Below are 12,955 nucleotides of genomic sequence, written 5' to 3' on the forward strand. Positions count from 1 at the left end.
CGCGCATAGAAAAGCCATGGGGCCAATTGCGCCTTGCCGCGTGTAGTAGGCTGCCCAAGCCGTTTGGCGCCTTATTGCAATTCCCGGAGTGAACCCATGTCGCAAGGTTTGGCCCGATCCACGCTCACGCATTTGGAGCGCTTGGAGGCCGAGAGCATTCACATCATCCGCGAGGTGGTGGCCGAGGCGGAGAACCCGGTGATGCTTTATTCGGTGGGCAAGGACAGCGCGGTGATGCTGCATCTGGCGCGCAAGGCGTTTTATCCCGCGCCGCCGCCCTTCCCGCTGCTGCATGTCGACACGACGTGGAAATTCCGCGCCATGTACGAATTGCGCGACAAGATGGCGGAGCTGTCGGGCATGGACCTCTTGGTCTATCACAACCCCGAGGCGCAGGAGCGCGGGATCAACCCGTTCGACCATGGCGCTCTCCACACCGACATGTGGAAGACCGAAGGGCTGAAGCAGGCGCTGGACAAATATGGTTTCGACGCGGCCTTTGGCGGCGCACGCCGTGACGAGGAAAAGAGCCGCGCCAAGGAGCGCATCTTCTCCTTCCGCACCGCGTCACACGGCTGGGACCCGAAGAACCAGCGCCCGGAATTGTGGAACCTCTACAACGCCAAGAAGGCTAAGGGCGAATCGATCCGCGTCTTCCCGATCAGCAACTGGACCGAGCTGGACGTGTGGCAGTACATCCACCTCAACGACATTCCCATCGTGCCGCTCTACTTTGCCGAGGAACGCCCGACGGTGGAGCGTGATGGCATGCTGTTGATGGTCGATGATGACCGCTTCCCCCTGCGCGAAGGCGAGACGCCGGTGATGCGTTCGATCCGGTTCCGCACTTTGGGTTGCTATCCGCTGACGGGCGCTGTCGAGAGCAGCGCCAAGACCCTGCCCGAGGTCATTCAGGAAACCTTGCTGACCACCACCAGCGAGCGGCAGGGGCGCGCCATCGACAAGGATGCGGGCGGCGCAGGCATGGAAGTCAAAAAGCAGCAGGGGTATTTCTGATGACCGATCCCGTTTACGTCGTCGACTCGCTGATTGCCGAAGACATCGACGCCTATCTCGACACGCATCAGCACAAGACGATGCTGCGCTTCATCACCTGCGGGTCGGTGGACGATGGCAAATCGACGCTGATCGGGCGGTTGCTGTATGATTCGAAGATGATCTTTGAAGATCAGCTGGCAGCCCTTGAGGCCGACAGCAAGAAGGTCGGCACGCAGGGGCAAGGGATCGATTTCGCCCTGCTGGTCGATGGTCTGGCCGCAGAGCGCGAACAGGGCATCACGATCGACGTCGCCTATCGCTTCTTCAACACCGAAAAGCGCAAGTTCATCGTCGCGGACACGCCCGGCCATGAACAATATACGCGCAACATGGTGACGGGCGCCTCGACGGCTGACCTCGCCGTGATCCTGATCGACGCGCGCAAGGGTGTGCTCACGCAAACCCGCCGCCACTCGTTCCTTGCGCATCTGATCGGCATCCGCAACATCGTGCTGGCGGTCAACAAGATGGATCTGGTGGATTATTCCCAGACCCGCTTTGACGAGATCGTCGCCGATTACCGCGCCTTTGCGTCCAGCATCGGCATCGAGGATTTTGTCGCGCTGCCGATTTCCGGCTATATGGGCGACAATATCACCACCCTGTCGGACAACACGCCCTGGTATGCCGCCCCGGCCTATTTCGGGCGCAGCCTTGTCGATCATCTCGAAACGGTCGAGGTGGACACCACGCGCGATCTGGCCAAGCCTTTCCGCATGGCGGTGCAGTGGGTCAATCGCCCCAACCTCGACTTCCGCGGCTTTGCCGGCCTGATCGCCAGTGGCAGCGTGAAGCCGGGCGATGCCATCCGCGTGTTGCCCAGCGGCAAGACCAGCACGGTGGAGCGCATCGTGACGCTGGACGGCGATCTGGACCAAGCCGTTGCGGGCCAATCGGTCACGCTGACCTTTGCTGACGAAATCGACTGCTCGCGCGGCGATGTCATCGCGCTGGCCGATAATCCCCCGCAGGTGGCCGATCAGTTCGAGGCCAGCGTGGTGTGGATGGCCGATCATGCGCTGATCCCGGGCCGCGCCTATTGGCTCAAGATCGGCACGCAGATGGTTTCGGCCACGGTGCAGGCGCCCAAATATACGATCAATGTCAATACGATGGAGCATTGCGCCGCCAAGACGCTGGAGCTCAACGCCATCGGCGTGGCCGAGATCACCACCGACCGCCCGATCACGTTTGAACCCTATGCGGAAAACCGCGCCTTGGGCGGCTTCATCCTGATCGACAAGATCGGCAATGGCACCGTGGCCGCAGGCATGCTGCATTTCAGCCTGCGCCGCGCGCAGAACGTGCATTGGCAGGCGCTGGACGTGACGCGCGAGGCCCGCGCCGAAATCAAGAACCAGCGCCCCGGCGTGCTGTGGTTCACCGGCCTGTCGGGTTCGGGCAAATCGACCATCGCCAATCTGGTCGAGAAAAAACTGCACGCGCTGGGCAAGCACACGTTCCTGCTCGATGGCGACAATGTGCGCCATGGGCTGAACAAGGATCTGGGCTTTACCGAGGCCGACCGCATCGAAAACATCCGCCGGGTGGGCGAGGTGTCGCGTCTGATGACGGATGCGGGCCTGATCGTGCTGACCGCCTTTATCAGCCCGTTCCGCGCCGAACGCGATCTGGCGCGCAGCCTGACGCCCGAGGGTGAATTCTTCGAGGTCTTCATCGACACGCCGCTCGACGTGGCCGAAGGGCGCGATGTGAAGGGCCTGTATAAAAAGGCCCGGTCGGGGGCGCTCAAAAACTTCACCGGGATCGACAGCCCCTATGAAGCGCCGGAAAACCCCGAAATCCGCATCGACACGACCAAGATCAGCCCGCAAGATGCCGCCGAAATGATCGTGGCAAAATTGCTCGGCGACTACTGGATGCCGGAAATCTGAGCCGCTATGGGTTCGGGCATAATAACGCTGGGAGTGAAGTAGAAGATGTTGCTCTTCAATGGCCATGAAACCCATAGCCGCTCGCTGATCAAGGGCATCAGCTGGCGCGTGCTGGGCAGCATCGATACCTTCATTCTCAGCTGGCTGTTTTCGGGCAATGCCAAAACGGCAGGCGCCATCGCCAGCACCGAGATCATCACCAAGGTGGCGCTCTACTATTTCCACGAGCGCGTGTGGAGCTCGATCAACTGGGGCGCGGAACGCGCCGCGCCCAACGATCCGGCAGCGGAAATCTGATGATGAGTGATGCCGATCTGGCCGCCAAACTGGCCCATGTTGCCGGACAATTGCTGATCACCGTGCGTGAAAGCGGGATGGTGACGGGCAAGGATCTGGGCAAGGCGGGCGATGCCACGGCCAACCAGTTCCTCGTCCACGCCCTGCGCCAGCAGCGCGCGGAGGATGGCTTGCTGTCCGAGGAAGAGAAAGACAATTTCGAGCGGCTGACCCAATCGCGCGTGTGGATCGTCGATCCGGTCGACGGCACGCGCGAATATGGCGAGGCGCGGGCCGACTGGGCCGTGCATGTGGGTCTGGCGGTCGATGGCGTGCCGGTGCTGGGCGCGGTGGCGCTGCCGGGCGCGGATGCGGTCTATCGCAGCGATGCGCCCGTGGCCGTCCCCCCCGCCCCAGAGGTCTTGCGCATGGTGGTCAGCCGCACCCGACCTGCCGCAGAAGCCGTGTTCGTGGCCAAGGAGCTGGGCGCAGAACTGGTCCCCATGGGCAGCGCGGGCGCCAAGGCCATGGCCGTGATTCGCGGCGAGGCCGACATCTACCTCCATTCAGGCGGACAATTCGAATGGGACAGCTGCGCGCCGGTCGCGGTCGCTCTGGCCCATGGCCTGCATTGCAGCCGGATCGACGGGTCGCCGCTGGTCTATAATCAGCGCGACACCTATGTGCCCGACCTGCTGATCTGCCGCCCCGAACATGCGCCGCGCGTTCTGGCCGAAGTGGCGCGCTTTCAGGGCGCCAACAGATCAGTCTAGGGGCTGAAGCACCACCAGCCGGAAATCGCCGCGCTCGACCTCGGCCAGAGTGTGCTGGGTAAAGCATAGCGGCCCGCGCGTGGGGTGTTGAAACCGGCGCGTGCCACCCTCGCGCGCCAGCACCTTTTGCTGCGCCCAGGCCTCCCGGAAATCAGCGCTCTGGGCCATCAGGGTCTCCACCATCGCCGCCACGCGCGGATCGCCCAGCACCCGCCCGTAATCGCGCCGGAATTCGGCCAGCACCCGGTGGCACCGCTCGTCCCAGTCGGGCAGGAGAGCGCGGGCCTGCGGGTGGGTGAAGATATAGCGCAGCAGATTGGCCGGTTCGGTCTCAAACAGGCCCACAAACAAATCCCGCGCCCCCGCATTGGCGCAGCACACGCTCCACGCCGGGTCCAGCCCATAGGCGGGCCAGGGCAGCGCCTCGACCATGGCGGCAATCGCAGCGGGGGCCTGCGTGGCGGGGAGGAACGGATCGCGCGGGTCCTCGCGCCCGGCCAGCGTGAAGAGATAGGCCCGCTCCGCCCCGGTCAGGCTCAGCCCTTCGGCCAGACGCGCCAAGGTTGGCGCCGAGGCCCGCACGGAGCGGCCCTGCTCGATCCATGTCACCCAGGTCACGCTGATCCCGGCGCGTTCGGCCAATTCCTCACGGCGCAGGCCCGGCGTGCGGCGGCGGCGACGTTCAGGCATGGCCGGCGTATCGGGCGCGATGCTTTCGCGGCGGGCGCGGACAAAGGCGCCCAGCAGATTGCGATGTTCTTCATCCAGCATGGCAAGGCTTATAACAGGATAATTATGTCCATTGTAACAGGCTAAATCCCGGCCCATCCCGGCGGCGAAGGAGAAAGCCATGACCACCGCCCACGACACTTTGGTCCAGTACCAGTTCGGCCCCACCGCGCAGGACTATGTTTCCAGCACCACCCATGCGCAGGGCGCGGACCTGATCCACATCGCCGCCATGGCCGCTCAGGCGCGCCCTGTTCACGCGCTCGATCTGGGCTGCGGCGGGGGGCATGTCGCCTATGCCATGGCGCCCCATGCCGCACGCATCACCGCCTGCGACCTGTCGGCCGATATGCTGATGGCGGTCGAGACCGAAGCTGCCCGGCGCGGCATCGCCCATATCGCCACCACCCACGCCGCCGCCGAGGCCCTGCCCTTTGCCGATGCCAGCTTCGATTTCCTCGCCTGCCGCTTTTCCGCGCATCATTGGCGCGATGTCGCGCGCGGTCTGGCCGAGGCGCGGCGCGTGTTGCGTCCGGGCGGGCGGGCGGTGTTTGCCGATGTCATCGCCCCGTCGCTGGCCGCCGCCGACACCCATTTGCAGGCCATCGAAGTGCTGCGCGACCCCTCGCACGGGCGCAATTACAGCGCGCGCCAATGGGCCGCGATGCTGGCCGAGGCAGGCTTTACGGTGACGGATGAGCAGCAGGGCCGCCTGCGCATGGAATTTGCCGCATGGACCGCCCGGATGCGCACCCCCGCGCCCGCCATGGAGGCGATACGCCTCATCCAGTCCCGCGCCAGCCAGGAAGTGGCCAAGCATTTCGGGATCGAGGAGGATGGGTCCTATACGCTGGACACGATCATTCTCACTGCGGCCTGAGGCCGGGAATATTGTCAGCGATTTGGGGAGAACTGGATGCCCTGCAAGGATTCGAACCTCGATAGACGGAATCAGAATCCGTAGTCTTACCATTAGACGACAGGGCAATGCCGTTCGGTGGAGCGGGCCTCTAATGCCCTGTTATCAACCCGTCAAGAGGAAAATGACAGGGCATCGCGCCCCCATGCGACAATCCTCCTTATCAACCATTGCTCCGAAGGCCGCTCGGCGCTAGCATGAAGGGCAACATTACCCGCGTATCTCGCGGGATACAGATTTTTGAGAATTACACATGGCGGATCAAACTCCGCCGGACACGCCAGCAAAGGTTCAAAGGCGCGGGGAAAAAGCTAGGCGCCGAGCACGCAAGAGTCGCGCTGCCACCCCGCGCAAGGACCAGAGAGTAGACGTAACCGGCGGCAAGCCCGAAGGCGCAGTCGTGCCTGCGGGGCAGAGCAATTCCGGGGCGGCGGCGCCCCCCACTTCGCGGCGCGGCGCAAGGCGCAGGCGCGGAGCAAAGGCGCGCGAACGCGGCGTGGCGGCCAAATCGGCGCAGGCCAAATCGGCACAGGCAAAATCCGGCGCCAAGGCTGCCGCCAAAACGCCCGATGCCTCCGGCCCTCGGCCTGCACCCTATTTTCATGGGCCGTTCGGCCAATCCTATGCCGCCATCGACCTTGGCACCAACAATTGCCGCCTGCTGATCGCGCGGCCTGCGGGCGACAGTTTCGTGGTGGTCGACGCCTTCAGCCGGGTCGTGCGCCTTGGCGAAGGGCTGGCGCAGACGGGGCAATTGTCGGATGCGGCGATGGAGCGGGCGATGGGCGCGCTGCGGATCTGCGCGGATAAATTGCGCCGCCGGGGCGTGGCGCTGGCCCGCTCGGTGGCAACCGAGGCTTGTCGGCGGGCCACCAATGGGCCGGAATTCATCGAGCGCGTGCGCCGCGAAACCGGCATCGCGCTTGATATCATCTCGGCGCGTGAGGAAGCCCGGCTTGCAGTGCTGGGCTGCCATATCCTGATCGAGCCCGGTCCCGGCCCGGCGCTGGTGTTCGACATTGGCGGCGGCTCGACCGAACTGGTGCTGATCGAGCATCAGGACGATGGCGGCGTGCCGCTGATCCGCGATTTCGTGTCGATCCCCTATGGCGTGGTGTCTTTGACCGAAAGCTGCCGGGCCGAGCTGGATTCGCCGCTGGATCGCGCCGAACGCTATGCCGAAATGCGCGGATTGGTGGATGATGGCTTTGCCGCCTTTGCCGCGCGCATCGCCCCCTTGCGCGAAGGGCTGGTCCACGATCACGGTCCCTTGCGCCTGCTGGGCACCAGCGGAACGGTGACGACGCTGGCCAGCGTCCATCTCGACCTGCCCCATTACGACCGCAGCGCGGTGGACGGCTGCATCGTGCCCGCCGCCAGCATGCGCGCGATCAGCCAGCGCCTGTCCAGCCTGAGCGTGGCCGGGCGGCGCGAGGTGGCCTGCATCGGGCGCGAACGCGCCGATCTGGTGGTGGCGGGATGCGCTATCCTCGAATCGATTCTCGATCTATGGCCGGCGGCGCGCCTCGGCGTGGCCGACCGCGGCATCCGTGAAGGCATCTTGCGCAGCCTGATCGGTATCACACACAGCAAAGGAGGCGCGGCATGAGCCGTTCCGGCCGCGATCCCGGCACAAGACTGAAAAACACCAAGGGGCGCACCGCCTCGCAGGCCCGCTGGCTGCAACGCCAATTGAACGACCCCTATGTGAAAAAAGCCAAGGCGGACGGCTATCGCAGCCGCGCGGCCTATAAGCTCATCGAACTGGACGATAAATTCGGCCTGGTGAAGGGCTCGCGGCGGGTGGTCGATCTGGGCGTGGCGCCGGGCGGGTGGACGCAGGTGGTGCGCCAGCGCGCGCCGCAGGCGGGCGTGGTCGGCATCGACCTGCTGCCCACCGACCCCATTGAGGGCGCGATCCTGTTCGAAATGGACTTCATGGCCGACGAGGCCCCCGATGCGCTGATGGAGGCGCTGGGTGGGCGGCCCGATCTGGTTATCTGCGATATGGCCGCCAACACCGTGGGCCACAAACAAACCGACCACCTGCGCACGATGGGCCTTGTGGAAACGGCTGTGGATTTCGCTGTGCATAACCTGTCCAAAGGCGGTGCATTTGTGGCGAAAGTGTTCGCGGGCGGGACCGATCCGGGGCTGCTGAATATCCTCAAGCGCCATTTCACCGCCGTAAAGCACGCCAAGCCGCCCGCGAGCCGGAAGGATTCGTCGGAGTGGTATGTGATTGCGCAGGGGTTCAAGGGGACTGTGGCGGAATTGGAAGCGAAGGAAGAAGGGTGAGAAATGCGAGGGTCTAGACCCTCGCGCTCCCTTTACTGTCTGCGTTGTGCAAGGGGTTCGGCCGATGGGTGTCGGACGCAGCGTTTGAATTTTCAAAGCCTGCGGCGCCAATCGGCATGAGGCCGCCGCGCCGCAGGCTTTAACCCAATCTCACACACCCGCGATTAAACACCACCCCATTACCGGGATTGCAAAGGGCCCCCGCCCTTTGCCCGCCGGAGGCAAACCTTTTAAAAACCTCCTAAAACCCTTAATCCTCAATCCCCCCATGACTGTCCGCCACCCCGCGCGTCCAATAACCGGCGGCCTTCACCCACTCACGCGGATGGCCGAGCGTATCGACGACATAGGCCTTCAGCGCCCGCGCCATTTCGGTTTCGCCCGCGATAAAGACAAAACCCTCGCCAGCGGGCAGATCCATGCCGCCAAGGGCCGCGATCAGGCGGGCGGCGTCTTCCTTGCCCCCGCTTTGCGCGGCGCCGCGATGAGCCCAGAGGCCCTGCCATGCGGACTTTGCATCAAACACCTGCTCGCTGTCCGGCCCATCGACCACGACGGCGGTGATCACGGGGACGCCCGCGCGCAGTTCCTCGGTGCGGCGGCCGATGGAGGGCAGCGCGGCCTCGTCGCCGATCAGGAGATACCAGTCGAAATCATCGGGCACGACCGCCGAGCCGCGCGGGCCGCCGATGGGCAGCGTGTCGCCGGGCTTGGCGTCGATGGCCCATTGGGTGGCCGGGCCTGCTTCGTGGAGGGCGAAGTCGATGACCAGCACGCCTGCGGCCTTGTCGAAGCGGCGGGGGGTGTAATCGCGCATGAGGGGCTTTTCCTCGCCCGCAGAGGCCGCGAAGAACAGCTTGATATGGTCATCGGGCGAGGCGCTGGCGAAATCATGCAGGTCATCGCAGGAGAAGGTGATGCGGCGCATGTTGGGGCCAAGGGCCTCGATGGTTTGGACGGTCAGCGTGCGGCGGCGGATTTCGTGGCGCATACGGATGACCTGGTGGCGGGGGGCGGTTTCGGTGCTCATGATGGCTTTCCCTTTGGGCGGAAGGTGGGAGGGCAGGTGGCGGCGGCGCAAGATTTCGAGATGAGTCATCATGGAGCGGCCTATTCCTGAATCGCTATGTTGCGGTCAAGATATATCTTACCGCACAAAACACAAGTCCCCCCACGCGATTTTTTGCGACGGGCTCGCAAAAACAAAAACGGCGCCCGAAGGCGCCGTTCCCGTGTCCTGCAAAAATTTCTGCCCGATCAGCGCAGATCAGGCGGGGTCGCCTCGCCCTTCAGCATGGCGATCGCCTCGGCCAGCGGCATGAACTTCTGCTGCTGCTCGCCCAGAATGCGGACCGCCACGGTGCCTTCTTCGGCCTCGCGCTTGCCCACAACCAACAGATAAGGCACCTTTTTGAGGCTGTGCTCACGCACCTTGTAGTTGATCTTCTCGTTGCGCAGATCGCTTTCCACGCGGATGCCCGCTGCGCGCAATTGCGCCACCGCATCCTGCGCATAGCCATCGGCGTCCGACACGATGGTCGCCACCACGGCCTGAACCGGGGCTAGCCACACCGGCAGCTTGCCCGCGAAATGTTCGATCAGGATGCCGATGAAACGCTCATACGAACCAAGGATCGCGCGGTGCAGCATGACGGGGCGGTGCTTTTCGCCATCCTCGGCAATATAGGCGGCATCGAGTCGCTCGGGCAGCACGCGGTCCGACTGGATCGTGCCGCACTGCCATGTGCGCCCGATGGCGTCGGTCAGATGCCATTCCAGCTTGGGCGCATAGAAAGCCCCCTCACCCGGCAGTTCTTCCCAGCCATATTCTTCCGTGGCCAAACCGGCATTGACCACCGCATTGCGCAGTTCCGTCTCGGCCAGATCCCACATTTCCTCGCTGCCGAAACGCTTTTCAGGGCGCAGCGCCAGCTTGATTTCATAGCGGAAGCCGAAATCCTTATACACGCGGTCGGCCAGTTCGCAGAAGGCGCGAACCTCCTCGACGATCTGGTCCTCACGGCAGAAGATATGGCCGTCGTCCTGCGTGAACTGGCGCACGCGCATGATGCCGTGCAGCGCGCCATGAGGCTCATTGCGGTGGCAGCAGCCCATTTCGGCCAGACGCAGCGGAAGCTCGCGATAGGACTTGATGCCCTGACGGAAGATCAGCACATGCGCCGGGCAGTTCATCGGCTTCAACGCCATCCAGTCGGCGTCCTTGGACACGATGGGGCCATCGTCCTCGGTGTTGGGCGCCTCGTCGGGGATGACGAACATGTTTTCGCGATATTTGCCCCAGTGGCCCGATTGCTCCCACTGCTTGGCGTCCATCACCTGCGGGGTCTTGACCTCCTGATAGCCGGTGCCGTCGATGGCGCGGCGCATATAGGCCTCCAGCTCGCGCCAGATCAGATAGCCCTTGGGGTGCCAGAACACGCTGCCATGCGCTTCGGATTGCAGGTGGAACAGGTCCATTTCCGCGCCCAGCTTGCGGTGGTCGCGCTTGGCCGCTTCTTCCAGACGCAGCAGATGCGCATCGAGCTGCTTCTTGTTGAGCCAGCCGGTGCCATAGATGCGCGACAGCATCGCGTTCTTCTGATCGCCGCGCCAATAGGCGCCCGACACGCGCGTCAGCTTGAACGCCGCCGGGTCCAGCTTGCCGGTGCTGGGCAGATGCGGCCCCTTGCACATGTCCAGCCAGTCGTCGCCCGACCAGTAAACGGTCAGTTCCTCATCCTCGGGCAGTTCGGCGGCCCATTCGGCCTTGAAGCTCTCGCCCTGCTGTTTCCAGCGCGAAATCAATTGCTCGCGGCTCCACACTTCGCGGCGCAGCGGCTTATTGGCGGCGATGATCTTGCGCATCTCCGCCTCGATCAGCGGCAGGTCTTCATCGGTGAAGGGGCGTTCGGCAGGGGCGAAGTCGTAATAGAAGCCATCGTCGGTCGCCGGACCAAAGGTGATCTGCGTGCCGGGAAACAGCGCCTGCACCGCCTCGGCCAGAATATGCGCGAAATCATGCCGCGCCAGTTCCAGCGCATCCTTCTCATCCTTGCCCGTCACCAGCGCCAGCGCCGCATCGCCCGTGAAAGTTCGGGTGAGATCGACCAGTTCGCCATCGATGCGCGCGGCAATCGCGGCCTTGGCAAGGCCCGGGCCAATCGCGGCGGCCACATCATAGGGGGTCGAGCCCGGCGCCATCTCGCGCACAGAGCCATCGGGAAGGGTGATTTTGAGCATGGTCGACATGGCTCAAGCCCTTAGCGCCCGCGCGGCCAAGGCTCAACAGCAAAGGCGCCGACTTGTGCCGCCGGAAAAACAGGCCCATCTGATGCGCCATGAGCGACATTGCCTTTCACACGATGCCCGATGGCCGCACCATCGCCTATCGCCACACGCCAGGAACGGGGCCGACCGTCCTCTTCCTGCCCGGCTATATGTCCGACATGGCGGGCAGCAAGGCCAGCGCCGTGTTCGACTGGGCGGCGGCAAACGGGCGGGCATGCCTGCTGATGGACTATTCGGGATGCGGGCAATCGCCGGGGGATTTTGCCGATGGCACGCTCTCGCGCTGGCGCGACGAGGTGCTCTCGATCATCGCGGCCCATGTCGCGGGGCCTGTCGTGCTGGTGGGGTCGAGCATGGGCGGATGGCTGATGCTGCTGGTGGCCCGCGCGATCCCCGACCGCATCGCCGGATTGGTGGGCATCGCCGCTGCTCCCGATTTCACCACATGGGGCTATAGCGAGGCGCAGAAGGCGGAGCTGGCCGCAGGTCAGACCATCCTCGAACCCAACCCCTATGGCCCCGAGCCAACGCCCACCCATGCCGCCTTCTGGGCCGATGGACAGGCGCAATTGCAGCTCGAAACCCCCATTCCCATCGACGCGCCGGTCCGCCTGCTGCACGGAATCGAGGACGCCGATGTCCCGCCCGCCATCGGCCATCGCCTGCTGGAGGCGCTGCGTTCGGACGATGTTCAGCTAACGCTTGTCAAAGGCGGCGATCATCGTCTCAGCCGGGATGAGGACATCGCCCTGCTGCTGCGCACCCTTGCTTCTTTTGCAGATTGATCGCCCATGGCTCTTGTTTTCCTGATCCCCCTCGTTGCTCAGGCCGCCGCTCTCAATGGTCAGGGCGTGGCCGGGCTGAACCTGCCCCAGATCGACCGGCCCAAGCCCGCCGCGCCCCGCCCGCGCGGCATAGTCTTCGACTTTCCCACCCAGACCAGCCATTTCCGCAAATGCATGGATGCCGCCGAAAACGATCCGGTCGGCGGTCTGGCCGATGCGCGCCAATGGGTGAAGGACGCGGCCAAGGAGCATGAGATCGCCCGCGCACAGGCCAATGTCTGCCTTGGCAGCGCGCTGGCCCGGCAGGAGCAATGGAGTTCGGCCCGCGCCGCCTTTGTCGCCGCGCGCGAGGCGACCACCGATCAGCTCTGGCGCGCGCAGGCGGGCGCGATGGCGGGCAATGCCGCGCTGGCGCAGGGGCGCGCCGATGATGCGCTGCCGCTGCTTGATGCCGCGCTGGCCGATGCCCGCGCGGTGAACAAGCCGGTGCTGGCGGGCGGCATTATGGTGGACCGCGCCCGCGCGCTGGTCGCGCTGAACCGCGCGGTCGAGGCAGAACCCGTGCTGGCCGATGCCCGCGCGGCCCTGCCCGATGATGCGCAGGTCTGGCTGCTCTCGGCCACGCTCTCGCGCCGGATGAACAAATTGCCCGAGGCGCAGGTCCAGATCGAGAATGCCGCGCGGATCGAGCCCCGCGACGGCGAAATCGGCGTCGAGGCGGGCGTTATCGCCATGCTCTCGGGCCGCGAGGATGCGGCGCGCAAAAGCTGGGAATCGGTTGTCAAAACCAGCCCCGATTCGGACAGCGCCGCGCGCGCAAAAGCCTATCTGGCGCAGATCGGCCCGCAGACCCCACCCCAAACGGCAGGAAAATAAAGTGTATAAGTGCGATCCTGTCTTGGCGGCATTACGGTAATAAAATAACACAAATGC

12 protein-coding genes and 1 tRNA gene are annotated in these 12,955 nt (G+C 64.5%); 9 read left to right on the forward strand and 4 right to left on the reverse strand.

Annotation, left to right across the window (positions count from 1 at the left end):
• The first annotated feature begins 96 nt into the window (after positions 1-96).
• The 4 genes from cysD to GGR38_RS06515 are packed head-to-tail and all read left to right on the forward strand — an operon-like array spanning position 97 to position 4,003.
• Complete coding sequence (gene cysD, locus GGR38_RS06500; protein WP_183623832.1) at positions 97-1,017, forward strand: sulfate adenylyltransferase subunit CysD; 921 nt, start codon at positions 97-99, stop codon at positions 1,015-1,017.
• A complete protein-coding gene (gene cysN, locus GGR38_RS06505; RefSeq protein WP_183623834.1) occupies positions 1,017-2,954 on the forward strand; it encodes a sulfate adenylyltransferase subunit CysN in 1,938 nt (645 codons plus the stop codon). Before cysD ends, cysN begins: the two co-directional genes overlap by 1 nt.
• Positions 2,955-2,999: 45 nt before the next feature.
• Positions 3,000-3,251: a DUF2061 domain-containing protein gene (locus GGR38_RS06510; protein ID WP_172342322.1), complete on the forward strand. Its 252-nt coding sequence runs from the start codon at positions 3,000-3,002 to the stop codon at positions 3,249-3,251.
• 2 nt (positions 3,252-3,253) lie between these two features.
• On the forward strand, positions 3,254-4,003 hold the full coding sequence (locus tag GGR38_RS06515) for a 3'(2'),5'-bisphosphate nucleotidase CysQ (protein ID WP_183624089.1): 750 nt from the start codon (positions 3,254-3,256) through the stop codon (positions 4,001-4,003).
• Here the strand turns inward: GGR38_RS06515 and GGR38_RS06520 are convergent.
• Complete coding sequence (locus GGR38_RS06520; protein ID WP_183623836.1) at positions 3,995-4,774, reverse strand: helix-turn-helix transcriptional regulator; 780 nt, start codon at positions 4,772-4,774, stop codon at positions 3,995-3,997. The genes GGR38_RS06515 and GGR38_RS06520 overlap by 9 nt on opposite strands.
• A gap of 79 nt (positions 4,775-4,853) precedes the next feature.
• Here GGR38_RS06520 and GGR38_RS06525 point away from each other — a divergent pair, with 79 nt between their 5' ends.
• Positions 4,854-5,612, forward strand: a complete 759-nt coding sequence (locus GGR38_RS06525) for a class I SAM-dependent methyltransferase (RefSeq protein ID WP_183623838.1) — start codon at positions 4,854-4,856, stop codon at positions 5,610-5,612.
• Positions 5,613-5,645: 33 nt separating this feature from the next.
• Here the strand turns inward: GGR38_RS06525 and GGR38_RS06530 are convergent.
• A tRNA-Gln gene (locus GGR38_RS06530) sits at positions 5,646-5,719 on the reverse strand.
• A gap of 185 nt (positions 5,720-5,904) precedes the next feature.
• On the opposite strand from GGR38_RS06530, the gene GGR38_RS06535 reads away from it, so the two are divergent.
• Together GGR38_RS06535 and GGR38_RS06540 are read left to right on the forward strand one after the other, a co-directional pair.
• Positions 5,905-7,260 carry a Ppx/GppA phosphatase family protein gene (locus GGR38_RS06535; RefSeq protein ID WP_183623841.1) on the forward strand — a complete coding sequence of 452 codons (1,356 nt, stop codon included), beginning with the start codon at positions 5,905-5,907 and terminating at the stop codon, positions 7,258-7,260.
• Positions 7,257-7,949: an RlmE family RNA methyltransferase gene (locus tag GGR38_RS06540; RefSeq protein WP_183623842.1), complete on the forward strand. Its 693-nt coding sequence runs from the start codon at positions 7,257-7,259 to the stop codon at positions 7,947-7,949. Before GGR38_RS06535 ends, GGR38_RS06540 begins: the two co-directional genes overlap by 4 nt.
• A gap of 250 nt (positions 7,950-8,199) precedes the next feature.
• Here GGR38_RS06540 and GGR38_RS06545 read toward each other — a convergent pair whose 3' ends face one another.
• Entirely contained in the window at positions 8,200-8,979 is a 780-nt protein-coding gene (locus GGR38_RS06545; RefSeq protein ID WP_183623844.1) for a siderophore-interacting protein, read from the reverse strand.
• A 227-nt stretch (positions 8,980-9,206) separates the two neighbouring features.
• A complete protein-coding gene (gene thrS / locus GGR38_RS06550) occupies positions 9,207-11,198 on the reverse strand; it encodes a threonine--tRNA ligase (RefSeq protein WP_183623846.1) in 1,992 nt (663 codons plus the stop codon).
• An 89-nt stretch (positions 11,199-11,287) separates the two neighbouring features.
• Here thrS and GGR38_RS06555 point away from each other — a divergent pair, with 89 nt between their 5' ends.
• Together GGR38_RS06555 and GGR38_RS06560 are read left to right on the forward strand one after the other, a co-directional pair.
• Positions 11,288-12,022 (forward strand): alpha/beta hydrolase, encoded by a 735-nt coding sequence (locus tag GGR38_RS06555; protein WP_183623848.1) that lies wholly within the window; start codon positions 11,288-11,290, stop codon positions 12,020-12,022.
• Between the two features lie 6 nt (positions 12,023-12,028).
• Positions 12,029-12,898, forward strand: a complete 870-nt coding sequence (locus GGR38_RS06560; protein WP_183623850.1) for a tetratricopeptide repeat protein — start codon at positions 12,029-12,031, stop codon at positions 12,896-12,898.
• Positions 12,899-12,955 lie beyond the last annotated feature (57 nt).

This window comes from Novosphingobium sediminicola, from assembly GCF_014196525.1.
Taxonomy (GTDB): domain Bacteria; phylum Pseudomonadota; class Alphaproteobacteria; order Sphingomonadales; family Sphingomonadaceae; genus Novosphingobium; species Novosphingobium sediminicola.

Excerpts from the sequence above, each read along its gene's own strand:
- GGR38_RS06545 (WP_183623844.1), bottom strand. The coding sequence starts at position 8,979 with ATGAGCACCGAAACCGCCCCCCGCCACCAGGTCATCCGTATGCGCCAC.
- GGR38_RS06555 (WP_183623848.1), top strand. The coding sequence starts at position 11,288 with ATGAGCGACATTGCCTTTCACACGATGCCCGATGGCCGCACCATCGCC.
- GGR38_RS06515 (WP_183624089.1), top strand. The coding sequence starts at position 3,254 with ATGAGTGATGCCGATCTGGCCGCCAAACTGGCCCATGTTGCCGGACAA.
- cysN (WP_183623834.1), top strand. The coding sequence starts at position 1,017 with ATGACCGATCCCGTTTACGTCGTCGACTCGCTGATTGCCGAAGACATC.
- thrS (WP_183623846.1), bottom strand. The coding sequence starts at position 11,198 with ATGTCGACCATGCTCAAAATCACCCTTCCCGATGGCTCTGTGCGCGAG.
- cysD (WP_183623832.1), top strand. The coding sequence starts at position 97 with ATGTCGCAAGGTTTGGCCCGATCCACGCTCACGCATTTGGAGCGCTTG.
- GGR38_RS06520 (WP_183623836.1), bottom strand. The coding sequence starts at position 4,774 with ATGCTGGATGAAGAACATCGCAATCTGCTGGGCGCCTTTGTCCGCGCC.
- GGR38_RS06540 (WP_183623842.1), top strand. The coding sequence starts at position 7,257 with ATGAGCCGTTCCGGCCGCGATCCCGGCACAAGACTGAAAAACACCAAG.
- GGR38_RS06525 (WP_183623838.1), top strand. The coding sequence starts at position 4,854 with ATGACCACCGCCCACGACACTTTGGTCCAGTACCAGTTCGGCCCCACC.
- GGR38_RS06560 (WP_183623850.1), top strand. The coding sequence starts at position 12,029 with ATGGCTCTTGTTTTCCTGATCCCCCTCGTTGCTCAGGCCGCCGCTCTC.
- GGR38_RS06535 (WP_183623841.1), top strand. The coding sequence starts at position 5,905 with ATGGCGGATCAAACTCCGCCGGACACGCCAGCAAAGGTTCAAAGGCGC.
- GGR38_RS06510 (WP_172342322.1), top strand. The coding sequence starts at position 3,000 with ATGTTGCTCTTCAATGGCCATGAAACCCATAGCCGCTCGCTGATCAAG.